General features: G+C 73.1%; 20 protein-coding genes. 10 read left to right on the forward strand and 10 right to left on the reverse strand.

Going from position 1 to position 24,525, the window contains the following annotated elements:
- Positions 1-636: a bifunctional 4-hydroxy-2-oxoglutarate aldolase/2-dehydro-3-deoxy-phosphogluconate aldolase gene (locus ACZ4TG_RS02825; protein ID WP_468159515.1), complete on the reverse strand. Its 636-nt coding sequence runs from the start codon at positions 634-636 to the stop codon at positions 1-3.
- An 88-nt stretch (positions 637-724) separates the two neighbouring features.
- Here ACZ4TG_RS02825 and ACZ4TG_RS02830 point away from each other — a divergent pair, with 88 nt between their 5' ends.
- The gene (locus ACZ4TG_RS02830; protein ID WP_468159516.1) at positions 725-1,516 is read left to right on the forward strand and encodes an IclR family transcriptional regulator; all 792 of its coding nucleotides are present in this window, start codon (positions 725-727) and stop codon (positions 1,514-1,516) included.
- Between the two features lie 13 nt (positions 1,517-1,529).
- On the opposite strand, the gene ACZ4TG_RS02835 is transcribed toward ACZ4TG_RS02830, so the two are convergent.
- Positions 1,530-2,432, reverse strand: coding sequence for a hypothetical protein (locus ACZ4TG_RS02835; RefSeq protein ID WP_468159782.1), 903 nt, complete (start codon positions 2,430-2,432; stop codon positions 1,530-1,532).
- Positions 2,433-2,603: 171 nt separating this feature from the next.
- Between ACZ4TG_RS02835 and ACZ4TG_RS02840 the strand changes: the two genes are divergently transcribed.
- The 3 genes from ACZ4TG_RS02840 (at position 2,604) to ACZ4TG_RS02850 (ending at position 7,729) form a co-directional block, all read left to right on the forward strand.
- Positions 2,604-3,290: a MerR family transcriptional regulator gene (locus ACZ4TG_RS02840; RefSeq protein WP_468159517.1), complete on the forward strand. Its 687-nt coding sequence runs from the start codon at positions 2,604-2,606 to the stop codon at positions 3,288-3,290.
- Positions 3,291-3,366: 76 nt separating this feature from the next.
- Positions 3,367-5,118, forward strand: coding sequence for a sigma-70 family RNA polymerase sigma factor (locus ACZ4TG_RS02845; protein ID WP_468159518.1), 1,752 nt, complete (start codon positions 3,367-3,369; stop codon positions 5,116-5,118).
- Between the two features lie 79 nt (positions 5,119-5,197).
- A complete protein-coding gene (locus ACZ4TG_RS02850; RefSeq protein ID WP_468159519.1) occupies positions 5,198-7,729 on the forward strand; it encodes a helicase associated domain-containing protein in 2,532 nt (843 codons plus the stop codon).
- A 9-nt stretch (positions 7,730-7,738) separates the two neighbouring features.
- Here the strand turns inward: ACZ4TG_RS02850 and ACZ4TG_RS02855 are convergent, their stop codons facing one another.
- Positions 7,739-9,130: a glutamate decarboxylase gene (locus ACZ4TG_RS02855; RefSeq protein WP_468159520.1), complete on the reverse strand. Its 1,392-nt coding sequence runs from the start codon at positions 9,128-9,130 to the stop codon at positions 7,739-7,741.
- A 276-nt stretch (positions 9,131-9,406) separates the two neighbouring features.
- On the opposite strand from ACZ4TG_RS02855, the gene melC1 reads away from it, so the two are divergent.
- On the forward strand, positions 9,407-9,787 hold the full coding sequence (gene melC1 / locus ACZ4TG_RS02860; RefSeq protein ID WP_468159521.1) for an apotyrosinase chaperone MelC1: 381 nt from the start codon (positions 9,407-9,409) through the stop codon (positions 9,785-9,787).
- Entirely contained in the window at positions 9,787-10,632 is an 846-nt protein-coding gene (gene melC2, locus ACZ4TG_RS02865) for a tyrosinase MelC2 (protein WP_468159522.1), read from the forward strand. Before melC1 ends, melC2 begins: the two co-directional genes overlap by 1 nt.
- Here melC2 and ACZ4TG_RS02870 read toward each other — a convergent pair.
- Both ACZ4TG_RS02870 and ACZ4TG_RS02875 read right to left on the reverse strand, forming a co-directional pair.
- Complete coding sequence (locus tag ACZ4TG_RS02870) at positions 10,590-11,291, reverse strand: response regulator (RefSeq protein ID WP_468159523.1); 702 nt, start codon at positions 11,289-11,291, stop codon at positions 10,590-10,592. The genes melC2 and ACZ4TG_RS02870 overlap by 43 nt on opposite strands.
- A complete protein-coding gene (locus tag ACZ4TG_RS02875; protein ID WP_468159524.1) occupies positions 11,288-12,892 on the reverse strand; it encodes a sensor histidine kinase in 1,605 nt (534 codons plus the stop codon). Before ACZ4TG_RS02875 ends, ACZ4TG_RS02870 begins: the two co-directional genes overlap by 4 nt.
- A 104-nt stretch (positions 12,893-12,996) precedes the next feature.
- Between ACZ4TG_RS02875 and ACZ4TG_RS02880 the strand changes: the two genes are divergently transcribed.
- Together ACZ4TG_RS02880 and ACZ4TG_RS02885 are read left to right on the forward strand one after the other, a co-directional pair.
- Entirely contained in the window at positions 12,997-14,364 is a 1,368-nt protein-coding gene (locus tag ACZ4TG_RS02880; protein WP_468159525.1) for a cation:dicarboxylate symporter family transporter, read from the forward strand.
- A gap of 417 nt (positions 14,365-14,781) precedes the next feature.
- Positions 14,782-16,542, forward strand: coding sequence for a S8 family serine peptidase (locus tag ACZ4TG_RS02885; RefSeq protein WP_468159783.1), 1,761 nt, complete (start codon positions 14,782-14,784; stop codon positions 16,540-16,542).
- 69 nt (positions 16,543-16,611) lie between these two features.
- On the opposite strand, the gene ACZ4TG_RS02890 is transcribed toward ACZ4TG_RS02885, so the two are convergent.
- The gene (locus tag ACZ4TG_RS02890; RefSeq protein WP_468159526.1) at positions 16,612-17,280 is read right to left on the reverse strand and encodes a (2Fe-2S)-binding protein; all 669 of its coding nucleotides are present in this window, start codon (positions 17,278-17,280) and stop codon (positions 16,612-16,614) included.
- Positions 17,281-17,292: 12 nt separating this feature from the next.
- On the reverse strand, positions 17,293-18,537 hold the full coding sequence (locus tag ACZ4TG_RS02895) for an MFS transporter (protein ID WP_468159527.1): 1,245 nt from the start codon (positions 18,535-18,537) through the stop codon (positions 17,293-17,295).
- A gap of 393 nt (positions 18,538-18,930) precedes the next feature.
- Here ACZ4TG_RS02895 and ACZ4TG_RS02900 point away from each other — a divergent pair, with 393 nt between their 5' ends.
- Positions 18,931-19,617, forward strand: coding sequence for a GNAT family N-acetyltransferase (locus ACZ4TG_RS02900; RefSeq protein ID WP_468159528.1), 687 nt, complete (start codon positions 18,931-18,933; stop codon positions 19,615-19,617).
- Positions 19,618-19,675: 58 nt separating this feature from the next.
- Here the strand turns inward: ACZ4TG_RS02900 and ACZ4TG_RS02905 are convergent, their stop codons facing one another.
- From ACZ4TG_RS02905 to ACZ4TG_RS02915, 3 genes are read right to left on the reverse strand one after another with little or no spacing between them, the layout of a single operon-like run.
- The gene (locus ACZ4TG_RS02905; RefSeq protein ID WP_468159529.1) at positions 19,676-20,704 is read right to left on the reverse strand and encodes a TolB family protein; all 1,029 of its coding nucleotides are present in this window, start codon (positions 20,702-20,704) and stop codon (positions 19,676-19,678) included.
- Between the two features lie 24 nt (positions 20,705-20,728).
- Positions 20,729-21,991 carry an MFS transporter gene (locus tag ACZ4TG_RS02910; RefSeq protein ID WP_468159530.1) on the reverse strand — a complete coding sequence of 421 codons (1,263 nt, stop codon included), beginning with the start codon at positions 21,989-21,991 and terminating at the stop codon, positions 20,729-20,731.
- A gap of 2 nt (positions 21,992-21,993) precedes the next feature.
- A complete protein-coding gene (locus tag ACZ4TG_RS02915; RefSeq protein ID WP_468159531.1) occupies positions 21,994-22,875 on the reverse strand; it encodes an alkaline phosphatase family protein in 882 nt (293 codons plus the stop codon).
- Positions 22,876-23,138: 263 nt separating this feature from the next.
- Between ACZ4TG_RS02915 and ACZ4TG_RS02920 the strand changes: the two genes are divergently transcribed.
- Positions 23,139-24,485 (forward strand): alpha/beta hydrolase, encoded by a 1,347-nt coding sequence (locus ACZ4TG_RS02920; protein ID WP_468159532.1) that lies wholly within the window; start codon positions 23,139-23,141, stop codon positions 24,483-24,485.
- Positions 24,486-24,525: the final 40 nt, after the last annotated feature.

The following is a 24,525-nucleotide window of genomic DNA, read 5'->3' on the forward strand; positions in this document are numbered from 1 at the left end:
TCAGCGCTCCGGGGCGCAGCGCGGGCAGCACGGCAGTGCCAGCTCCGCGAAGACGGCGGCCAGTTCACCGGGGTCGTCCGGCAGTCCGTCGCCGATGCCGACGGCGGCCGCTCCGGCGGAGAGCCACGCGTGGACCTCCCCGGGCCGGATGCCGCCGGTCGGGATGATCAGGGCTTCGGGGAGGACGGCCTTGAGGGAGCGGACGAACCGCGGGCCGCCGACGTGGGCCGGGAAGACCTTCGCGGCGCCCGCGTGCCGGGCTGCCGAGGCGATCTCACCGGGGGTGAACCCGCCTTCGACGAAGACCGCCTGGCGCCGCGCGGCCACCGCGCGGACCTCGGGAGCCGGGTAGGGGGAGACCAGGAAGGCGGCACCGGCGTCGAGGGCCTGTTCGGCCTGCGCGGTGGTGGTGACGGTGCCGACGCCGATCAGGGCGGGCCGGCCCTTGGCGTCGGCGAGCGGCGCGGTGCGCAGGACGGCCCCGGCCCAGCCGGGGGTGGAGGTGGTCAGCTCGACCGCCCGGCAGCCGGCGGCGAGGAGGGCCGTGGTCCGGCGGACGGCCGCGTCCGCGTCGGTGTCGCGCAGTACGGGAAGCAGCCGTTGGGCGGCTATCACCGCGTACGGATGGCAGGACAAGAGAGCCTCCCATTTGTTCCACGTAGTGGAACTAGGTACCGTTTACTGGAACTTGCTGTTTCGGACCTTACCCATGCCGGGAGACCGCGTGTCAACGGATGAAGCACCTGGAGCGAACGGCGCGGCCCGCGGAGGCCGCACTTCCGCGGCGGGTTCCGCTCTGGAGAAGTCCCTGCGGATCCTGGAGGCGGTGGCGGCGCCGGGCGGCCCGCACCGGCTGACCGACGTGATGGCGGCGGCCGCGGTGCCGAAGTCGAGCACGTTCCGGATCCTGGCCTCGCTGATCGAGCAGGGCTTCGTACGTCTGGAGGGCGAGAGCCGCTACGGAGTGGGCCCCCGGCTGCGCGGGCTGTCGGCCCTGGTCAGCGGCGGGGAGCCGCCGAGCGTCGAGCAGATCCTGCGCGAGCTGCGGGAGGCCACCGGGCAGACGGTGCATCTCGCCCTGCACAGCGGGGAGACCATCACCTACATCCGGAAACTGGAGAGCGAACAGCCCTTCCGTACGGCGTCCCGGGTCGGCATGCGGATGCCGCTGCACAGCACGGCGATCGGCAAGAGCGTCCTGGCCCACCTCCCGGCGGAGGAGGTGCGGGACCTGGTCGCGTCCGGCGGCCTGCCGGCCCGCACCCCGAGGACGCTGACCACTGCGGAGGCCCTGGACACGGAGCTGGCGACGGTCCGCGCGCGGGGCTTCGCACTGGACGACGAGGAGAACGAGGCGACGATCCGCTGCATCGGCGCCGCGGTCCTGGGCCCCGGCGGGCGCCCGCTCGGCGGGGTGTCCGTCACCACCGTGACCTTCCTGGTCTCCCGCGAGGAGATCGAGGCGTACGCACCCGCCCTGCGCGCGGCGACGGCCGCGCTGGCCCCGCTGCTGTGACGGCCACCCGGGATCAGCCCCCGGAGCCGGCCCCCACCGGAGCCGCACCCCGTTTTCCCGCCCCGTGCCGCAGCGCCAGCACCGCCCCGGAGGCCGCCACCGCCAGCAGCGCCCCGGCCGCACCGAGGGTCGCCCCGTCGGGCGAGGTCAGCGGCTGCCCGCGCAGCGCCTGCCAGGTCAGCAGCGCCACCAGCCCCGCGTAGCCGAGTCCCGCGACCAGCACCAGGCGGGCCCGCACCCCCGCGTCGGCCGCCCAGCCGTACCGCCGGGCCGCGAAGGCGAGGCCGAGTGCCAGCAGCGGCAGCGCCTGGAGCGCGTGCATGCCGAGGAAGTGGCCGATCCGCAGATCTCCCCCGGTGGCGGCCCAGCCCGTGAGCGGCAGCTGGCGCCCGCCGTCCGGGACGCCGACGCTGTGCGCGCCGACCGTCCCGGAGATCTGCCCGGACAGCTGGGCCTCGGTCGGCTGGGTCATCAGGAAGCCGAGGCCGAGCCCGGCCAGGGCGATGACGAGGCCGAGGCGGACGGCCCAGCGGGTCGCCCGGTCCGCGAGCGGCTGCCGGAACAGCACCACGGCGCTCACCAGCGTCGCCAGCCACAGCACCGCCACGGTGAGGCCCATGACGGCGAACAGGCCCGAGTCCAGCGGCGTCTCGTGGTTAAAGTGGCTGCGCTTGCCCCGCACCACCTGGCCCACGATCACGGCCATCTCGATCGCGCTCGCCGTGGTGACGACCACGCCCGCCCACCAGCTGACCCGGCGGCCCCGGGCGAGGAGGGAGTGCAGCCAGGCCAGGGTCAGCGCGTAGAGCGCGAAGGAGATGGAGAACTTCAACGGCTTGTGCCAGATGGGCGACCCGACCAGCATCCGGTCGTCCACGACCAGCCCGGCCGCCGAGACCAGCGCCATCACCCCCATGGCCGCCGCGAAGCGCAGCAACGGCCGATGCCATCCTTCGATGTGGTTCCGCATCACAGTTCCCCCGTAATGGATAGTGTCACTACCCGCTTTCCGATAGCTTCACTATCCATTCCGGAGCCGGGCACCGCAAGGGTCCCGAACGCTCGAAGGAGAGAAGTCACCGTGCGCATGGGCGAGTTGAGCCGCACCAGTGGGGTCCCGGTGCCCACGATCAAGTTCTATCTGCGCGAAGGACTGCTGCCCGCAGGTGAGTTGACCAGCCCCAATCAGGCCCGCTACGGCGAACCGCACCTGCGGCGGCTGCATTTGATCCGGGCCCTCACCGACGTCGGCGGGCTCCCGCTGGCCGCCGTCGCCAAGGTGGTGGAGGCGGTGGAGGACCGCGAGCGCCCGGTGCACGACCTGCTCGGCGCGGCCGCGCAGACCGTGGCCCCCGTCTACCCGCAGGACGCCGACCCCGAGTCCGGCGAGCGGGCAGGGATCCTGGTCGGGGAGCTGATCGAGCGGCGCGGCTGGCGGGTTCGCGCCGGCCACCCGGCCGCGCAGGCGCTCACGGCCGCGGTGGCCTCCGTACTGGCCGTCGGCCACGGGGATTATCTGGAGTACCTGGACGAGTTCGCGGAGGCCGGGGAGCGGATCGCCGAAGCGGACCTCGCCTTCGTGGCCCGCCGGCAGCGCCCGGAGGAGCTGGTGGAGCGGGTGGTGGTGGGGACCGTACTGGGCGATGCGATGCTGGCTGCCCTGCGGCGGCTCGCCCAGGCCGACGCCTCGGCGCGGCGCTACCCCGTCCGGGCGGCCCGCGGCACCGGCGAGGAAACCGTCGTAGAAGTGGCGGCGGACCCGTTCTGCGAATAAGTGTTATCGGGACCCCACTCGACGGTCTCCCAGTTATTGGGCATCATCGACCGCCGGTACGGACAGGGAACATCACATGAGTACACAGCACACGGCAGCGCTGGTGGCAGCGGCCCGCGCGGGCGATCCCCGCGCGCAGGACGAGCTCGTCAGCACCTACCTGCCGCTCGTCTACAACATCGTCGGCCGGGCCCTGAACGGGTCCTGCGACGTGGACGACGTGGTGCAGGACACCATGCTGCGGGCGCTCGACGGGCTGGGCGGCCTGCGCGCGGACGACAGCTTCCGGTCCTGGCTGGTGGCCATCACGATGAACCGGATACGGGCGCACTGGGCGGCCCGGCAGAGCGGCCCGGGCGAGAGCGGCCTGGAGGCGGCCGGGGACGTCGCGGACCCCGGCGCCGACTTCGTCGACCTGACCGTCGTACGGCTCAACCTGGCGGGGCAGCGCCGGGAGACGGCCCGCGCCACGCGCTGGCTGGAGCCCGACGACCGGGCCCTGCTGTCGCTGTGGTGGCTGGAGTGCGCCGGGGAGCTGACGCGCGGTGAGATGGCGGCGGCCCTGGAGCTCTCCCCGCAGCACACGGCGGTCCGGGTGCAGCGGATGAAGGCCCAGCTGGAGTCGGCCCGCGTGGTCGAGCGGGCGCTCGACGCGCAGCCCCCCTGCGAGGGGCTGCGGACGGTGGTGGCGGGCTGGGACGGTCTGCCGTCGACGCTGTGGCGCAAGCGCATAGCCCGGCACGCCCGGGAGTGCGTGAGGTGCTCCGGGCTGTGGAGCGGGCTGGTCCCGGCCGAGGGGCTGCTGGCGGGGCTGGCTCTGGTGCCGGTCGCGGCCGCGCTGCTGGCGGGCGTCCGGTCGGCTGCCGCCGCCGGGGGCGCGATGACCCCCGCCGGCGCCGCCCACGCGGTCCCGGGCGCGGGCTCGCCCGACGGGGGCGCGGCCTTCGCGGACTCCGGGGCCTCCTTCGCGGACGCGGCGACCCAGCTCACCCCGGTGGTGACCGGACCCGGCCGGGCGGCCCGCCGCCGGGCCGGCGACTCGGGCGGTCCCGGCGCCGAGCAGGCCGGCGGCCGCGGAGCGCTGCGCAAGCGGCGCCAGAACCGCCGGCGGGCCATCGGCGGAGCGGTGGTCGCCGCCTGTGTCGCGGGCGGCGGTCTCGTGTACCTCGGCACGCTCCCCGGTTCGGGTGGTCCCGAGGCGGGCGGCGCCGCTCCCGCTTCCCCGCTGGCCGCGCTCTCCGCGCCCGACGCGGCCGCGGTGCTCCCCTCGGGCTCCGCCTCGGCCTCGCCCTCCCCTTCCGCTTCGGCATCGCCCTCGCCCTCCGCGTCGGCCTCCGCGTCGCCGTCGCCCACCGAGACCCCGAAGCCGGCTCCGACCCCCGAGCGGACCAAGAGCAGCGCCCCGGCCCCGCGCCCGCCGGCGCCCGCTCCGGCGCCCGCCCCGCAGGGCGTGGCGGGCCAGGTGGTGGCGCTGGTCAACGCCGAGCGCGCGAACGCCGGTTGCGGACCGCTCAAGGAGGACTCGCAGCTGCGTGCGGCCGCCCAGGGGCACTCCGACGACATGGCGCAGCGGGACTTCTTCTCGCACACCAATCCCGACGGCTCCGACCCGGGCAAGCGGACGACCGCCGCCGGGTACGCGTGGTCCACGTACGGGGAGAACATCGCGAAGGGCCAGCAGACGGCCCAGTCGGTCATGGACTCCTGGATGAAGAGTCCGGGGCACCGGGCCAACATACTCAACTGCTCCTTCAAGGACATCGGCGTGGGCATCCACCAGGGAGCGGGCGGGCCCTGGTGGACGCAGAACTTCGGCGCCCGCAGGTAAGGGCGCGCGGCAGGGCCGGATTCATGGCGGGGCCGGATTCGCGGCCGGGCCGGGGATTCGTCCCACCTTCTGATTCAAAATGCGGGCAAGATGGGAGCTGGAGCCGAACGAGCTGATCAGAGTGGGCGGGGTGACGGCATTGGCCAGGAACGTTCTCCGCCCGCATCAGCGGGAGGCCGTGGACGCGGTGGTGCGCGCGCTGGAGCTGCCCGCCACGGGCCGGGTGCCCGGCAAGGGCCTGCGGACCCAGGTGGTCATGGCCACCGGGTCCGGCAAGTCCCTGGTCGCCGTGCGCGCCGCCGAGGAGCTGCGGGCCGGGCGGGTGCTCGTCCTGGTGCCCTCGCTCGATCTGCTCGTGCAGACCGCGGCGGCCTGGCGGGAGGGCGGCCGGGCCGGGCGCGCCCTCGCCGTGTGCTCGCTGCGCGAGGAGGACGCCGGGGTTCCGACGACCACCGACCCGGCCGAGCTCGCGCGCCGGGGCAGGCCGCCGGTGGAGAAGCTGACCGTGTTCGCCACGTACGCCTCGCTCGGCCTGGGCACCCTGGAGGCCGCGCACCGGGCCGGGCTGCCGGGCTGGGACCTGGTCGTGGTCGACGAGGCGCACCGGACGTCGGGGCGGATCGGCAAGCCCTGGGCCGTGGTCCACGACAACACGCGGATCCCCTCCGTACGGCGGCTGTACATGACGGCCACCCCCCGGGTGTGGCGGGACGGCGAGGGCCTGGAGGAGACCGGGGCGCAGGGCCCGGTGGGGAACGGGGCCGAGGAACCGGCGGGGAGCCGGGCGCCGGAGCGGGCCGGCCGCGGCGACCTCGTCGCGTCCATGGAGGACGATCCGGACGGCCCCTTCGGCGCGCGCTGCTACACCCTGACGCTGTCCGAGGCCATCGACCGGGGGATCTGCGCCCCGTACCGGGTGGTGTGCGTGGACGTCACCGATCCGGGGTTCCAGGCGGCCTTGCTGCTCGGCGCCGACGGCCGCTCGGACGCGGTCCGCGGGGCCCGGCTCGCCGCGCTGCAGGCGGCGCTGGTGAAGGCGGCCGCGGACCAGGGGTTCGAGCGGACGCTGGTCTTCCATCACCTGACCAAGGAGGCGGAGGCCTTCGCGGCCGGGCTGCCGGCGGTCGCGGAGCGGATGCGGACCGCCCACCGGGCCCCGCTGCCCGGGTATCCGCGAACCGTGTGGGCGGACTGGCTGTGCGGGCAGCACACGGCGGCGCACCGGCGCCGGGTGCTGGGCGAGTTCGCGGACGGCCGGGTGGCGGAGAAGGCCTTCCTCGGCAGCGTGCGGGTGCTGGGCGAGGGCGTGGACACCAAGGAGTGCGACTCCGTCTTCTGGGCGGACGTACGGGGCTCCATGCCCGACCTGGTCCAGGCGGTGGGGCGGGCGCTGCGGATCCGGCCGGGCGAGGGGAAGGTGGCCTCGCTGGTGGTGCCGGTGCTGTTGGGGCCCGGTGAGACGGCCGAGTCGATGCTGACCTCCCGGGCGTACGGGGATCTCGCGCGGCTGCTGGAGGCGCTGCGGGCCCACGACAGCCGGCTCGTGGAGGCCCTGGCCCAGCCGCAGGCGCCGGGCGGCCGGCGGGCCGCGGCAGCCGGGGCGGCCGGGGCGCAGCGGACGGGCGCGGCGTCCCTGCTGAGCTTCTCCACGCCCCGGGACCCGGCGCTGCTGTCGGCCTTCATCCGGCTGCGCGTGCTGAACCCGGAGCACGAGCAGTGGCGGCGCGGGGTGGAGGCGGCCCGGGTCTACGCGGCCGCGGCCGGGGACCTGAAGGTGCCGTTCGCGTACCGGGTGCCGGCGGGCGGCGGCCAGTGGCCCGAGGGGCTGGCCCGGTTCCCGCTCGGCCAGTGGATCGCGGACGCGCGGCGCACGTACCGCCGGGGCGCGCTCGGCCGCGAGCGGACCGCGGCGCTGGACGAACTCGGGATGGTGTGGAGCCACTTCGACGTGGCGTTCGACGAGGGGCTGGCCGCCGCCCGGGCCTGGGCGGCCGAGCACGGGCACCTGCTGCCGCCGGTGGAGACCACCTGGCACGGGGCTCCGCTCGGGGTCTGGATGAAGAACAACCGGGCCGCCGCCCGCCGGGAGGGGCCGGGGGCGCTGGCGCAGGAGCGCCGGGAGGCCCTGGAGGAGATCGACCCGTCCTGGTGCCCCGCCTGGGACATCTCCTGGCAGCGGGCCTTCCACCTGACCCGGGTGCACCTGGACGCCGGCGGCCGGCTCCCGCTCGGCCCCGGCGAGGTGCTCGTGCAGGGCGAGGACCTGGGCCAGTGGGTCCGCGCGCAGCGGCTGGGGTGGGACCGGCTGGGCTGGGCGCAGCGGTGGCTGCTGGAGCACACCCTGGGGGCGGCCCCGGCGACCGGGGCGGAGCGCCCCCGGGCGCGCACGAGCCATGGCGCCGCCTGGGCGGCGCACCTGGAGGCGGCCCGGGAGTTCCGTACCCGCGAAGGGCATCTGCGGGTGCCCCGCCGGCACGTGGAGCGGGTCGGCGGGCGGGAGCTGCGGCTGGGGTCCTGGATCGCCAACCAGCGCTCCAGGGCCGCCGCCCTCACCCCGGAGCGGGTGGCGGCCCTGACGGCGCTGGACATGATGTGGTCGGCCGCGGCGTAGCCGCGCCGGTCAGTGGTGGAACCCGGAGCGGGGTTCGGTGGCGGGGACGGGCTGGGGCGTGGTCAGCAGATGCTCGACGGCCTTCTTCAGGTCGCTGACCAGCAGGGCGATCTGATCGCGGGTCACTCCGTGCCGGATGAGCACGCGCTGGATGACGGTCTCCTCGCGGTTGGCCGGCAGGGGGTACGAGGGCACCTGCCAGCCGCGCATCCGCAGCCGGTCGGAGAGGTCGTAGAGGCTGAAGCCCGCGCCGTCCGGGTCGGCGAGGGTGTAGGACACGGCGGGCAGGGCGCCCTGGCCGTCGTAGAGCAGGGTGAAGACCCCCATCCCGGAGATCTCCCGGGCCAGGTACTGGGCGGTTTCGGCGCAGGCCAGCTGGACGCGGCGGTAGCCGCCCCGGCCCAGGCGCAGGAACAGGTAGTACTGGGCGATGATCTCGCCGCCGGGGCGGGAGAAGTTGAGGGCGAAGGTCGGCATGTCGCCGCCCAGGTAGTCCACGTCGAAGACGAGTTCGGCGGGCAGCAGGTCGGCGGTGCGCCAGACGATCCAGCCGACGCCGAGGGGTGCGAGTCCGTACTTGTGGCCGGAGGTGTTGACCGAGGCCACGCGCGGCAGCCGGAAGTCCCACACCACGTCGGGGTGGAGGAAGGGGGCGACGAAACCGCCGCTGGCGGCGTCGACGTGGATCGGCACGTCCCAGCCCCGGTCGGCCTGGATCCGGTCGAGTTCGGCGGCGATCTCGGCGACCGGTTCGTAGTCGCAGGTGTAGGTCACGCCGAGGATGGCGACCACGCCGATGGTGTTCTCGTCGACGTAGGCGGCGAGCTGGTGGGGACGCAGGCCGGTGGCGCCGGGCTCCAGGGGGATCTGGCGGAGTTCGACGTCGAAGTAGCGGGCGAACTTGTCCCAGCAGATCTGGACGGGCCCGCACACCAGATTGGGCCGGTCGGCGGGCAGCCCGGCGGCCTGCCGGCGGGCGCGCCAGCGCCATTTCAGGGCGAGTCCGCCGAGCATGGCGGCCTCGCTGGAGCCGGTGGTGGAGCAGCCGGTGGCGGTGGTCTCGGCGGGTGCGTTCCAGAGGTCGGCGAGGATGTTGACGCAGCGGGCCTCGATCTCGGCCGTCTGCGGGTACTCGTCCTTGTCGATCATGTTCTTGTCGAGGCACTGGTTCATCAGGCGATGGACGCCGTCGTCGGACCAGGTGGTGCAGAAGGTGGCCAGGTTCTGGGCCGCGTTGCCGTCGAGGAGGAGTTCGTTGTTGATCAGCTCGTAGACCACCTCGGTGGGCGAGTGGTCGTCGGGCATCCGGTATTTGGGCAGGATCTGGCCGCTCAGGGCGGACGCGAACACGTCCGTGTCGGCATCGGCGGCGCGTACGTCCTTCGTCACATGCAGAGCCATATCGGGACTATAGGCCGATATCGGGCGTTCACGGCCGAAGGGCCGGGCATGTCCGGGCTGCACCTTCCGGCCGACTCTGCGATGTGATCCCGTCCATAGGAACCCCGCTCCGCCGGAAAAATTACCGACCGGTAGGCTGTTCGACGCAGATCTTCCCGTTCGGGCCACCGGAGCCGGTCCGGACGGGAAGATCACCCAATTCGTTCTATGCGCAACTTATCCATCGATGTCCGGATAGCGGTCAACTCGCCCTGCCCTCCTGATAGTTCTTCATCCATGAACAAGATCACCCGCAGGCAGGCCTTGGGCACCACTGCCGGCGCACTCTCCGTCATCGGCCTCGCGGGCGCCACCGCGTACGCGGCCGGCACCGACTCCCGCGCCGCGACACCCGCCGGCTCGGTCGACGAGGTCTACCAGGGACGCCGAATACAGATCACCCCCGCCACCGGCGGCGGGCACCACGGCGGCCACCACTCCCCCGGTCTGCCCACCGTCCGGATAGACGGCAGCGAGCTGCACGTGATGCAGAACGCCGACGGCACCTGGATCAGCGTGGTCAACCACTACGAAACCTTCGCCAACCCGGTCTCCGTCGCCCGCGCCGCCGTGCGCGAGCTCCAGGGCGCCGCCCTCGTCCCGATGGGCGGCATGTGATGACCGTACGCAAGAACCAGGCCGCGCTCACCCCCGAGGAGAAGCGCGCCTTCACCAACGCCCTCCTCGAACTGAAGCGCACCGGCCGGTACGACCGCTTCGTCACCACGCACAACGGCTTCATCATGAGCGACACCGACTCCGGCGACCGGGTCGGCCACCGCTCCCCCTCCTTCCTCCCGTGGCACCGCCGCTTTCTGCTGGAGTTCGAGGCGGCTCTTCAGACGGTGGACAAAAGCGTTGCGCTTCCGTACTGGGACTGGACGACGGACCGCACCACCCGTTCCTCCCTCTGGGCCGCCGACTTCCTCGGCGGTACCGGCCGGGCCCGCGACGGACAGGTCCTCGACGGGCCGTTCGCGTACGCGACGGGCAAGTGGGACGTGAACGTACGGGTGGACGGCCGCGCGTACCTGCGGCGCGCGCTCGGCACGGGTGTGGCCGAGCTGCCGACCAAGGCGGAGGTGGACGCCGTGCTCGCCATGCCGGTCTACGACGCGGCCCCCTGGAACAGCTCCTCGAACGGCTTCCGCAACAACCTTGAGGGCTGGCGCGGCGCCAACCTCCACAACCGGGTGCACGTATGGGTCGGCGGCCAGATGGCCACCGGCGTCTCGCCCAACGACCCGGTCTTCTGGATGCACCACGCCTTCATCGACAAGCTGTGGGCGGACTGGCAGGCCCGGCACCCGAAGTCCACCTACCTGCCCGCCGCCGGCACCGCGAACGTCGTCGACCTGAACGACACGATGCGGCCGTGGAACGACGTCACCCCGGCGGACATGCTGGACCACCGGAAGTTCTACACCTTCGACACCGAGCCGGCCTCCGCCAGCCAGCGGTAGTGCAGTTCGGGGCGGCCCACCTGGCCGTACCGGGGGGTGCGGCCGGCCCGGCCGGTGTCCACCAGGTACTCCAGGTAGCGGCGGGCGGTGATCCGCGAGATCCCGGCCGCCCCGGCCGCCCCCGCGGCGGTCAGGCCGTCCCCGGCCGCCCTCAGCAGCGCCGCGACCCGGTCCAGGGTCGGGGCGCTGAGCCCTTTGGGGAGTTCGGCGGGACCGGGCGCACGCAGTGCGGCGAGCGCCCGGTCGACGTCGTCCTGGCCGGCGGCCTCCCCCGCCGTGGCGCGGAACTCGGCGTAGCGCAGCAGCCGTTCGCGCAGGGTCGGGAAGGCGAAGGGCTTGAGCACGTACTGCACGACGCCCAGTGAGACGCTCTCGCGGACCACGGCCAGGTCCCGCGCCGAGGTCACCACGATCACGTCCACGGGATGCCCCGCGGCCCGCAGCCCGCGCGCGAACCGCAGCCCGTGGCCGTCGGGCAGGGTCAGGTCGAGCAGCAGCAGGTCGATCCGGGTGCGCTCCAGCACCCGGGTGGCCTCGGCGAGCGAGTGGACGGCGGCGACCGCGGTGAAGCCGGGCACCCGCCCCACGTACAGCGCGTGCGCGTCGGCGGCGACGGGGTCGTCCTCGACCACCAGCACCCGCACCCCGGGCCCGCTCATGAGCGCGCCTCGCGGCGCAGCGGCAGCCGTACGGTGAACTCCGCGCCGCCGTCCGCCGCCCCGGCGGCCTCCGCGCTGCCGCCGTGCCGGTGGGCCACCTGACGGACCAGCGCGAGGCCGAGGCCGCGCCCCTCGCCCTTGCCGGACCAGCCGCGCCGGAAGACGTCCGCCCCCGCCTGCTCGGGCAGCCCCGGGCCGTTGTCCGCGACGCGGATCAGGATCTCCCGCTCCTCGCGCCGGACGGTGACGGCGACCCGCCCGCCGGGGGTGCCCGTGAGCGCCTCGACGGCGTTGTCGACGAGGTTGCCGAGCACCGTGACCAGGTCCCGCGCGGCCGGAGTCCCGGGCCCGGTGTCGACGGCACTGCTGTCCGGGGTGACGACCAGCTCGACGCCCCGCTCGTGCGCCTGCGCGGCCTTGCCGAGCAGCAGGGCCACCAGGACCGGCTCGCCCACGGCGGTCACCACCTCGTCCGTGAGGGCCTGGGCCAGTTCCAGCTCGGCGGTGGCGAACTCGACCGCCTCGTCCGTACGGCCGAGTTCGATGAGGGAGACCACGGTGTGCAGCCGGTTGGCGGCCTCGTGGGCCTGTGAGCGCAGGGCCTGGGTGAATCCGCGTTCATTGTCCAACTCCCCTGCGAGAGACTGGAGTTCGGTGTGGTCGCGCAAGGTGACCACGGTACCCCGGCGGCCGCCGCCCGCGACGGGCGAACTGTTGACGACCAGGACCCGGTCGGCCGTCAGGTGCACCTCGTCCACGCGGGGCCGGTCCGCGAGCAGGGCGCCGGTGAGCGGGGCGGGGAGGCCGAGGTCGGCGACGCCGGTGCCCCTGACGGCGCCGCGCAGGCCGAGCAGTTCGCGGCCCGCGTCGTTGATCAGGGTGATCCGGCGCTGGCCGTCGAGCATCAGCAGCCCCTCGCGGACCCCGTGCAGGGCCGCCTGGTGGTAGTCGTACATCCGGCTGAGCTCGGCGGCGTTCATCCCGTGGGTGTGCCGGCGCAGCCGGGCGTTGACGACGTGGGTGCCGGCCCCGCTGAGGACGAGGGCGGCGGCCCCGACCCAGGCGAGGGCCGAGAGCTGGTCGGCGAGCCGGGCGCTGACCGCCCGGACGGTGATGCCCGCGCTGACCATGCCGACGATGCGGCCGTCGTCCAGCAGCGGGGTGACCACGCGGATGGACGGGCCGAGGGTGCCGGTGTAGGTCTCGCTGAAGGTCTCGCCGCGCAGCGCGGGGGCGGTGCTGCCGAGGAAGGGCTCGCCGATGCGGCGCGGGTCGCGGTGGGTCCAGCGCCGCCCCTCGGGGGACATGATCGTCACGAAGTCCACCCCCGAGTCAGCCCGCACCCGCTCCGCGTAGGGCTGGAGCGCGGCCGACGGATCGGTCCCGCGCGCGGCCGCCCGTACGGCCTCGATCACGGAGGGCGAGTCCGCGACGGCCCGGGCCACGGCTCCGGCCTGGCGCCTGGCGGCGTCCTCGGCCTGGCCGCGGGCGGTCGCGTACGCGAAGACCGCGCAGCCGGCGAGGACGACGGCGACCAGCAGCACCTGCATGGCGAAGAGCTGGCCGGCGAGGCTGCGGGGCGGTCGAGGGAAGCGGAACATGGCGCTCAGTTTGCACCCGGCCGTGAACTCAATGAACGCAAGGGTGACCGGGGTCACAGGGTGGGCGATGGTCTCCCGGAACACCATCACCACCAGGAGGCATCGTGGCCGCCAGGCGCGACAGGACCCACTATCTCTACATCGCGGTGATCGCCGCGGTACTGCTCGGCATCGCCGTGGGCTTCGCCGCCCCCGGCGTGGCCGTCGAGCTGAAGCCGCTGGGCACCGGCTTCGTCAACCTCATCAAGATGATGATCTCGCCCGTGATCTTCTGCACGATCGTGCTGGGCATCGGCTCGGTGCGCAAGGCCGCGAAGGTGGGCGCGGTCGGCGGTCTGGCCCTCGGCTACTTCATGGTGATGTCCACGGTGGCACTGGCCATCGGTCTGCTGGTGGGGAACCTGCTGGACCCGGGCAGCGGACTGCACCTGACCGAGGCGGCGCGCTCGGCGGGTGAGGCGCAGGCCAAGGCGGGCGGGGCGAAGAGCACGCCGGAGTTCCTGCTGGGGATCATCCCGACCACGCTGGTGTCGGCCCTCACCGGAGGCGAGGTGCTCCAGACGCTGCTGGTGGCGCTGCTGGTCGGGTTCGCGCTCCAGGCCATGGGCCGCTCGGGCGAGCCGGTGCTGCGCGGGATCGGGCACGTGCAGAAGCTGGTCTTCCGGGTGCTCGCGATGATCATGTGGGCGGCGCCGGTGGGTGCGTTCGGGGCGATCGCGGCGGTGGTCGGGGCCACCGGCATGGACGCGCTGAAGTCGCTGGCCGTGATCATGATCGGCTTCTACACCACTTGTCTGCTCTTCGTGTTCGTGGTGCTGGGCACCTTGCTCAGGGTGTGTACGGGGATCAACGTCTTCACCCTGCTGCGCTACCTGGGCCGGGAGTTCCTGCTGATCCTGTCCACGTCCTCGTCGGAGTCGGCCCTGCCGAGGCTGATCGCGAAGATGGAGCACGTCGGGGTGTCGCGGCCGGTGGTCGGCATCACGGTGCCGACGGGCTACTCCTTCAACCTGGACGGCACCGCGATCTACCTGACGATGTCCTCGCTGTTCGTCGCGGAGGCGATGGGCAAGCCGCTCGCGCTGGGCGAGCAGATCTCCCTGCTGCTGTTCATGATCGTGGCCTCCAAGGGCGCGGCCGGGGTGACGGGCGCGGGTCTGGCCACCCTGGCCGGCGGCCTCCAGTCGCACCGGCCGGAGCTGGTGGACGGGGTCGGCCTGATCGTGGGCATCGACCGCTTCATGAGCGAGGCCCGGGCGATGACGAACTTCGCGGGCAACGCGGTCGCGACGGTGCTGATCGGGACGTGGACGAAGGAGTTCGACCGCGAGCGCGCCACCGAGGTGCTGGCGGGACGGCTCCCGTTCGACGAGACCACGCTGGTCGACGACGGACACGGGACGGAGCCCGGCGAGGAGCCGGCGGCCGTCCCGGTCCAGTCGGGCGGCGGCAAGGACGGCGTCCCGGTGTAACCGGGAGGCCCGCGACGGGGGCGATCCGGTGGCGTGGGGCTGCACGGCCCGGCAGCACCGCCAGGACGCCTCCGCGGCCGGCCGGGCAGGGCTCGCCCCCACGGTGCCCAGCCCGGCCGGCCGACTCAGCTTCGGCGCCGCTTCGTTCGGCTGCCGGGTGTCCGACGCGGGGGCGTTCACGGGCGTTCCGGTGGCCCCGCGGCCACCCCACCTGGTGAATATGGCCTCGATACAGCTGTTTTCAGCCAGATGATCACCAACTCGGCTGCGGTAAAAGGTACTTCCCTACGGGGCCGGGCTTCTGACATCTTGCGTCCACCACTCGTTTCGTACGGCCCGGTAGGTGCCACCCGCACCATCGGGCCATCGGAGGACGCATTGATACCCCACATATCCAGCCGACCTCGACGTACCCTGGTGCTCGCCGCCGCCCTCGGCGCCGCGCTCACCTTCGGGGCCCCCGCCGCACTCGCCGGCACCGCCCCCGTTTCCCCCTCCGCCCCGGCCGCCAAGGCCGTGGCCCCGGCAGCGGCGCCGGCTTCCCAGAGTGCGACCTGGGCTGCCGGCACCCGTGCCTACCTCGTGATCACCGCACCCGGTGACAGCTCGGCGGTCCGTTCGGCCATCACGGCCAACGGCGGCACCGTCTTCTCGAACTTCGACGCCATCGGCGTGATCGTCGCCCACTCGGCCTCCAGCGGTTTCGCCGCCACCATGCGCGGGGTCAGCGGGGTCCAGAAGGTCGGCGCCACCCGCACCTCGGACGTCCCGACCGACGCCTACAACCCGGCGCTGCCGGCCAACCCCGCGCAGTCGACGACCCCGGCCGGCGAGCCGGTCCGCGCCGACATGAGCCAGATCAAGGCGGACCAGGCCTGGGCCGTCACCACCGGCTCCGCCACCGTCAAGGTCGGCGTCCTGGACACCGGTGTGGACGACCAGCACCAGGACCTGGCCCCGAACTTCAACGCGGCCGACTCCGTCTCCTGCGCCTACGGCAAGCCGGACACCCGTACCGGCGCCTGGCGGGACGTGGACACCCACGGCACGCACGTCGCGGGCACCATCGCCGCCGCCAAGAACGGCAAGGGCGTCATCGGCGTGGCCCCCAACGTGAAGATCTCCGCGGTCCGCGTGGCCGAGCCGGGCAACTCGTTCTTCTTCGCCGAGAACACCATCTGCGGCTTCGTGTGGGCCGGCGACCACGGCTTCAAGGTCACCAACAACAGCTACTACACGGACCCGTGGCAGTTCAACTGCCCGGACAACATCGACCAGGCCGCCATCATCGAGGGCGTCAAGCGCGCCCAGGAGTACGCGGAGAGCAAGGGCTCGCTCCAGGTCGCCGCGGCGGGCAACGAGAACTACGACCTCGCCCACAAGACGACCGACTCCGCGAGCCCGAACGACTCGACGCCGGTCACCCGCACCATCACCAACGCCTGCCTCGACATCCCCACCGAACTCCCGGGCGTGGTCACGGTCGCGGCGAACGGCACCGGCGTCACGAAGGCCTCGTTCTCCAACTTCGGCCAGGGCGTCATCGACGTGGCCGCTCCGGGCAGCGACGTCTACTCCACCCTCCCGGGCGGCAAGTACGGCTCCAAGAGCGGCACGTCGATGGCCACCCCGCACGTGGTGGGCGTCGCGGCGCTGCTCGCCAGCGCCAACCCGGGCATCACCCCGGCGCAGATCCGCGACAAGCTGGCCACCCAGGCCAACGACGTCCCCTGCCCGTCGGACAGCCGCTGCACCGGGACCACGGCCAACAACGCCTTCTTCGGCGAGGGCCAGGTCGACGCCCTGAAGGCGGTCGGCGGCACCACCCCGCCGGCAGGCAAGTACTTCGAGAACCAGGCCGACTTCGCGATCGGCGACAACACGACGGTCGAGAGCCCGATCACCGTCACCGGCGTCACCGGCAACGCGCCGGCCACCCTCAAGGTGGGCGTGGACATCAAGCACACCTACACCGGTGACCTCAAGGTCGACCTGGTGGCACCGGACGGCACCGTCTACACCGTGCACAACCGGGCCGGCGGCAGCGCCGACAACATCGCGCAGACGTACACCGTCAACGCCTCCTCGGAGGTCGCGAACGGCACCTGGAAGCTGCGCGTGAACGACAACGCCGGTGGCGACACCGGCAAGATCGACGCCTGGAACCTGACCTTCTAGTCAGCACCGGTCGCCCCCAGGGGGCCCTCGGGGAGCAGTGGAACCGCTCCCCGACGGCCCCCTTCGGCTCTACCTGGTCCGCAGTACGCAGTCCCCGCAGAGACCGCCGCCGGGCACCTTGTAGTAGAGGCAACAACTGCGGCGTACGAAGGCCACCCCGAGCCCCTCCTCGTGGATGAAGGTGCCGGTCCCGCCGAGCGCGCCCCCGTCGGACAGCAGCGCCGCGGCCAGTTCCACCGCCGGCCCTCCCGGCACCCGATCGATCAGCACGCGCAGCGCCCCGACCAGCCCGGAGGCCGCGTTCCCGCGCAGCACCAGGGGCGACACCCCGAACCGCTCGCGCAGCCGAGCGTCCAGGACTCCGAGGTTCCCCAGCACCGTGTCCCCGAGTTCCGCGACGGGCAGGGCCCGGGGCTGGGGCAGCCAGAGCTCCAGCGAGCCCGCCCCGGGCAGCCGCCACCAGACCCTGCCGGGGCCCAGGTCCGGCACCTGCCCCGCCAGCGCGGCGCAGCCGAGCCCGAGCGACCACAGCCGGGAGGCGATCCCGAACTGCGCGGTCGAGGCCGCCACCCGGCCGGATCCGCTGCGGATGCGCCGCCCCACCTCCGCCACGTAGGGCTCCAGCTGCTCCCCGTACAGCTCGTCGAGCGGCCGGAAGCCCGGGCCGGGCGGCTCATTCCCGTACGGCACGGTGAAGAAGGGCCCGACGGAGGCCAGCTGCCGCAGTACGTCATCCATGCCGCGATGATCTCAGGCGGATCCCAGCGCCTCCACGACCTGGCCGCCGCCCGCCCTCCGGGGCGACCGGGCCCGGCGCACGGCCGGGCCCATGGCGTACGAGGCGCCCAGCAGCACGGCGCCCAGCAGCAGCCAGCCGGGGATCCCCCAGAGCACGAGCAGCGAGGTCAGCAGCAGCGGTCCCAGGGTCCGGGCGAGCGGCACACCGGTGCCGAAGAAGCCCTGGTACTGGCCGATCCGGTCGGCGGGAGCCAGCGAGAAGCCGATCTGCCAGGACCCCGCCGACTGCCGCATCTCGGCGTCCACCAGCAGTACGGCGCCCGCCACCAGCAGCAGCGCCGCGGCCCACCCGGCCCCGGGCAGCGCCGAGAGCGCGAACAGCGCACAGGAGGCGGCCATCACCGGCCCGGAGCGGCGCACGGCCCGCCCCGCGGTGTCGAGGTCGGTGACGGGCCGGGCGACCCGCACCTGGAACAGCATCACGGCGACGGTGTTGAGCACGAACAGCGCCGACACCAGCCAGCCCGGGGCATGGGTGCGCTCGACGATCCACAGCGGGATCGCCAGGCTGAGCAGCGGCATCCGCAGCAGCAGGACCGCGTTCAGCAGGGTCACCAGGGCGTACGGCCTGTCCCGCAGCACCGCCAGCCGCGGTTCGCCGGCCGCGCGCCGCGCTGCGGGTGCCACCGCGGGCAGCCACAGCAGCGCGGCCGCGCAGATCAGGAAACCGGTGGCGTCGAGCGCGAACACCGCCAGGTACGCCCGCTCGGTGTCGGCGCTCAGGGCGAGCCCGCCGAGCGCCGCGCCCAGCGCCAGTCCGGCGTTGAGCACGGCCTGTAGGTGGGCCAGTACCCCGGTCCGCTCCCCGGGGGCGACCAGTGCGGCGAGCAGCGCCTGCCGGGCCGCCGCCAGCCCGCACTGGGCGGTGGCGTAGCAGACCACCGCCGCCAGGAAGGCCCAGAAGGACCGGATGAACAGGAACGAGGCCACCGAGCCGGCGGTGGTCAGCGCCAGCAGCACGGAGGTGCCGCGCGGTCCGCGCCGGTCGGCGAGGGCGCCGAGCGGTACTCCGGCGACGGAACCCACGGCCCACGCGACGGTGAGGCCGAGGCCGATCCGGGCGGGCGAGAGGCCGACCACCCGGGTGAAGTAGAGCGCCGAACACACGTAGTAGGCACCGTCTCCGACGGAGTTGCTCAACTGGGCCGCGGCGAGTCTGCGCGGCGCACCGGACGGGGGCAGGATCCGTAGGGTCACGAGATCGATTGGACCATCGGAGTGGCCCGCCGGACAGGGCCATTCAGCAAGGCATCCGGCGGGCCACTTCCCGCCGGACGGCAGGCCCGGCCCACGACGGCCGGCCAGGACCTGCCGAGGTCGGCGCGGCCGTCCGGGGGGCCCGCGTCGACCGGTTGAACGGATGTCCGGAGATCAGGATTACGGGCTCGCCGCCCCGGGGACCAAGGTCATCGAAAAACATGGCCGCGGCGTTGCCATTCAGGGGGTTCATGAGAGGACTTCGAGGGGCTACATTGAGCCACTCGCGTTCACCTGACAGCCCGTTGCCTTTCACTCGCGTTTTGCGCGGGGGGTGACGTCAGGAGCGCAGACTGTGCAACCACCCCACCGCCCAGAAGGACCGAAGGCTCCGTGCCCGTACCCGTACTCCTCGCCGGCCGCAGCGTGCGGCTCGAGCCCCTCGCCCCCCACCACACCGAGGCCCTGGCCGTGGCCGGGGCCGAGGATCGTACGACTTACGCCTTCACTCCCGTGCCGCACGGGTTGCAGGCGTCCCACGAGTACATCGACCGCGCCCTCGCCGATCAGGCAGCGGGTCGATCTCTCCCGTTCGCAGTGGTCAGAGCCACTGACGGGCGGGTCGTCGGTTCGACCCGGTTCCTGGAACTCGACTACTGGCAGGGGCCGCTCGTGTGGCCCGCCGTGCCGGGCGTCCCGTTCGGCGACCCGGCCACGGCGGTCCCCGATGCGGCGGAGATCGGCAATACCTGGCTGTCGCCGGGCGCCCAGGGCACCGGCATCAACACCGAGGCGAAGCTGCTCATGCTCCGCCACGCCTTCGAGACCTGGGGGGTGCGGCGCATCTCGCTGCGCGCCGACGCCCGGAACGGACGCTCACGGGCCGCGATGGAGCGGCTCGGGTTCACCTGCGAGGGGGTCCGCCGGGCCCATTCGCGGGGGCTCGACGGCGCGGTGCGCAGTACGGCCTTCTACTCGGTCCTCGACGAGGAGTGGCCGGCCGTACGGTCGATCATCGAGCTGAGGATCTCGGGCGCCTCGCCGCGCAAGCGGCGCCGCAAGACGCTGATCCCGGCGTAACGGTCCTGCGTTCGGAGCAACGTCCGACGTGCGGCCCCCGTCCCGCGCCTCGCGGCTGTCAGCCGAGGAAGGCCGGGGCGAGGGCCGACGCCATCAGCCGGGCCGGGGCGCCGGTGCCGTCGGCCGCGGCGGTGTACAGGTCGGCGCCGAAATCGCCGGGCAGGGAGTAGGCGACGGTCCGGTCGTCGGTCCACACCACCTGGTCGTCCACGCTGCGGTCCTCGGCGAGCGGGGTCTCCCGCATGGACGCCAGGTCCAGGACGTACAGCCGCCAGGGCGCGTCGGCCGACAGGCCCGGCACCCGCTTCTTGAACACCAGCCGGGTCCCGTCGGGCGACAGGGACGGGCATTCCAGGTTCTCCCGGAGCGTGGTCACGGTGCGCTCGGCGAGGTCGCCGCGGACCAGGTAGGTCTGGCCGCCGGTGGCGAGCGTCGCGTAGAAGGTCCTCTCGTCGGCGGCGAAGGTGACCCCCCAGAAGTTCACGTCGGCGTTCCGGTAGGCCCTGCCGTCCTTCCGGATGGTGAAGTCCTCCAGCGAGGCGTCGAACTTCCCCGTGCGCAGGTCGAGCAGCGAGGTCCGGGTGGAGAAGTTCGTGCCGGCGTACGAGTCCCCGCCGACGAACACCGTCCAGGCGGCGAGGTGTCCGCCGGGCGAGACCCGGGCGCGGGTGGGGATGCCGGCCAGCGGGTGCGCGGAGACCTCCTTGAGCCGGGCGTCGAGGACGACGGCCCGGTAGCTGTCCTGGACCCCGCCCTTGTCGGCCTGGAGGCAGATCCCGGTGCCCCCGGCGGAGTGGAAGCGCTGGCAGCTCACCCCCGAGGTGGTGCGCGGCCCGTCGGGCGCGGCGGCCGGGACGGTGGCGAGCTCGTCGCGGTGCGGGCCCCAGGCCATGTTCCGGAAGACGATCCGCGCCCCGCCGTCGCCCGCCGCGAGGGACACCGCGCCGGGGGTGACCTGGGGGCCGCCGGCCTGGGTCTGGTTCTTCTCGTCGGCCCGCGTGGAGGCCCGTACGACGGCGAGCACCCCCACGGCGGCGAGCAGGACGACTGCGGACACGAGGATCAGGATCCGGCGCTGGAGGGTCATGGGGGCCTTTCGGGGAGGGGGGGATCAGGCTTCGGCCGGCCGGAGCCGGACGCAGCCCGCGACGGCCACGGCGAGCAGCACGGCGGCGACGAGGAGTGCGGGGCGGGCTCCCCACAGGGTCCAGGCGGCGCCGAAGCCGAGGGAGGCGGCGAACCGGGCGAGGGCCTGGCCGGTCTGGACGAGGGCGAGCCCGCCGCCGCGGTGCTCATCGGGGACGGCGCCGGCCGCAGCGGCCATCAGCACCCCGTCGGTGGCGGCGTAGAACCCGCCGTGCAGCAGGAGCACCGCGTAGGGCAGGGCGGGCTGGCCGCCGCCGGTCAGCAGCAGGCCGTACGCGGCGAGCAGCGCGAGGTGGCCGCCGAGGAAGACCCGCCAGCGGCCGACCCGGTCGGCGAGCCGGCCGAGTGGAAGGGCCAGCAGGAAGAAGGCGGCGGCGGTGCCGAGCGGCAGCAGCGCGAACCAGCGGTCGGCGATCTGGGTGGCGCGCTGGAGCAGCAGGAACACGAAGGCGTCGCTGACGGTGCACAGGCCCAGCAGCAGGGCGCAGAGCCCGGTCCGGCGCAGGTCCCGGCGGCGCAGCAGGCCGAAGGAGGCGCGCAGTGAGACGGGCGCGGCGCCGGGGGCGGGGGCGGTGCGCCGGCCGGGGACGAAGAGCACCAGCACCAGTACGCCCAGCGCGGCCACGCAGGCGCTGACGGTGAACACGGCGTCGTAGCCGTCGGCGGCGCCGCGCAGGACGAGGAAGGCGAGGATCGGCCCGATCAGCGCGCCGGCGGTGTCCATGGCGCGGTGCACGCCGAAGGCCCGGCCGCGGTCCGCGGGTTCGGCGGACAGCGAGATCAGCGCGTCGCGCGGGGCGGTGCGCAGGCCCTTGCCGGTGCGTTCGAGGGCGAGTACGGCCCCGATGGCGGGCAGGGTGTGTGCGATCAGCAGCAGCGGCTTGCACAGGGCGGAGAGCCCGTAGCCGATCCCGGCGAGGGCCTTGTGGCGGCCGAACCGGTCGCCCAGGTGGCCTCCGGCGAGCCGGACGAGGGCGCTGACGCCGTTGTAGAGGCCGTCGAGCAGGCCGAAGCCCAGGGGCGACAGGCCGAGTCCGGCGACGAGGTAGAGCGGCAGCACGGCCGTGACCATCTCGGAGGAGACGTCGGTGATCAGGCTGACCGTGCCGAGGGCGAGCACCGTGGGGGCGAGCGCGGCGCGCCGCCCCGGGCGGGTGCCCGGGGCGACGGCCTGCGGCTCGGGGGTCACGGCGGGCGCGGGGGTGCCGCGACTGTCCGCAACGTACATGGTCAGGAAGCCCAGATCCCCGTGATGTCCTTGGCGGTGGCCGCGTTCCCGGCGTGGGTGGTCAGGCCGGCCAGGCCCTCCAGGGTGCGCAGCATGTCGTAGTGGTTGTAGGTGGTGGCCGAGGTGCTGCCCGCGGTGACGGGCTGGCCGTAGAGCACGGTGGGGATCTTGTTCCCGGCGAGCCGGTTGTCCTCGTCGAAGGTGACCACGAGCAGGCTGTTGTGGGTCTTGGCCCAGTCCGCGTAGGCCTTGAGGTTGTTCTTGAGCCAGGTGTCGCCGGTGCCGACCGAGCAGTCGTGCATGTCGCTGCACAGGTTCGGCACGACGAAGGACGTCTTGGGCAGGGTGGTGAAGTCCGTGGGGAACTGGGCCATCGTCTTGGCGGTGCTGGTGGGCACGTTGGAGAAGGCGAACCAGGGGTTGTGCTTGCGGGCGTAGTTCCCGCTGCTGCAGGTGGTGGAGCCCTGGCTGGGGAGGGTCTCGTTGTAGCTGGCCCAGCTCTTGCCGGCGGCTATCAGCTCGGAGGCCAGGTTGGGCGCGGAGCTGAACCCCGGGGTGTAGCAGCTGTCGCCGGTGACGCCCTGGTGGGAGCCGGAGAACAGCTGCAGGTAGTTCGGCTGGCTGGGGTGGGTGATGCCGTAGGACTGGGTGAGGTTGGCCCCACCCGTCTTCAGGGAGTTGATGTACGGGGCACTGGAACTGCCGATGACCTGGTTGTAGGCGTGGTTCTCGAAGACCACGACGACGACGTGGTCGGGGGCGGGCAGGCCGGCCGCGTGCGCGGGCTGGGCGGCGCCGATGCCCGCCCAGAGCGCGGCGCCGGCGGCGGTGAGGCCGAAGGCCGAGGCCAGGGCGGTCTTACGGCGAGGCCATGAAAGGGACATGCCAAACACGGGACATACCTCCGGGCATGGGGGGTCTGGGGGCGGCGCGGACGCACCATACCCAGGGGCACGTGCATGGGCCAGGGATACTTGGCGAACACAACGGGAACTCCGCAGGCCTTCCTGGGGACGGGCAATGTCCGCCCCCAGGGCGCGTCAAGAGAAGGAAAAATGCGGAACCCTGCAGCACTTTCGTTCATCATTCGAACGGAAGCAGTCCACCCCGCCCCGACGGGGCAGCACCAGCCGGAGAGCCACCGCACATGTCGTACGCACCCGACGGGCAGCAGTACCAGCCGCCGTACCGGCCGGAAGGGCAGCCTCCGCAGCAGCCCCGGCCGCCCCACGGCCAGCAGTACGGTCAGCAGCAGGGCCAGCAGCCACGCCGGCAGCCGGAGTACGGGCAGCAGCCGTACGGCCGGCAGCAGTACGAGCCGCAGGACCGGCAGTACGGCCGGCAGCAGGACCAGCAGTACGGTCAGCAGCAGTACCGCCAGCCCGAGCCGCCGTACCAGCAGCAGTCCTACGAGGAGCCTCCGTACGAGGAGCCGCCCCGGCGCAAGTCCAAGGTCAAGCGCTGGCTGATAGCGGGAACCACCGTCCTGGCACTGGCGGGCGTCGCGGCCCTCGTGATGAACCACTTCGAGATACCCCCCTTCACGGACAAGGGCAAGGCCGTGTCCTTCGGGCAGACGCCCGGCGGGGACGGCAAGGGCGGCGACGCCAAGCCGGCGGCCAGCTCGAAGATGTCGATGCCCACGGGCCCGAAGGCCGACTTCAAGAATTCGATGACCCTCTCCGACGGCACGCACGTGGCCGTCACCACGATCGAGGGCAAGAAGTCCGGCTTCAAGGGCAAGGTGTGGGTCTGGGCTCCGAAGGAGTACAACGACCCGAAGTTCGCCAAGAGCGGCTTCCCGGTCATGATCGCCCTGCCCGGCGGCGCCGGATACCCGAGCAACTACTGGATGGGCACCGACCTGGGCCTCCAGACCAGCATCAGCAAGTGGTACAGCGAGGGCAAGAGCAAGCCCTTCATCCTCGCCATGCCGGTGCTGAACCCGGGCCCGGACGACAAGGGCATCTACTGGGACGGCTCCGACATCCCCGGCCAGCCCAAGATGGGCACCTGGCTCACCGATGACGTCCCGGACCTGATGCGCGAGAACTTCCGCACCATCAAGTCGCGCGACGGCTGGGCCTACATGGGCTCCTCCACCGGCGGCTTCGCCAGCCTCAAGGCCGTGCTGAAGTACCCGGAGAAGTTCAAGGCCGCGATCTGCTCCGGACCGGACATCGTCCCCGACTCCTCCCTGTGGAAGGGCCACGAGAAGGAGAAGGCCGAGAACAACCCGGAGCTGCTGGCCAAGCAACTCATCGACAAGAAGGGCCCGGAGGTCTATCTGGCCTTCCAGGTCGGCGACAACGAGAACAACAAGAAGACCCTGCCGGACGTGCAGAAGTTCGTCGCCACGTACGGCAAGGGACCGATCCACACCAGCCTGAGGGTCATACCCGGCGGCCAGCACAACGCCAAGACGTACGTGCCGAACATGGGTGAGGGACCGATCCAGTTCATCAGCAAGGTGATGGAGGGGCCCGTCGAGTAGCCCCCCGCCCCGGGGCGCGCCCGCACGGCGCCGCGCCCCG

It is taken from the genome of Streptomyces sp. NPDC028314 (genome assembly GCF_055565795.1).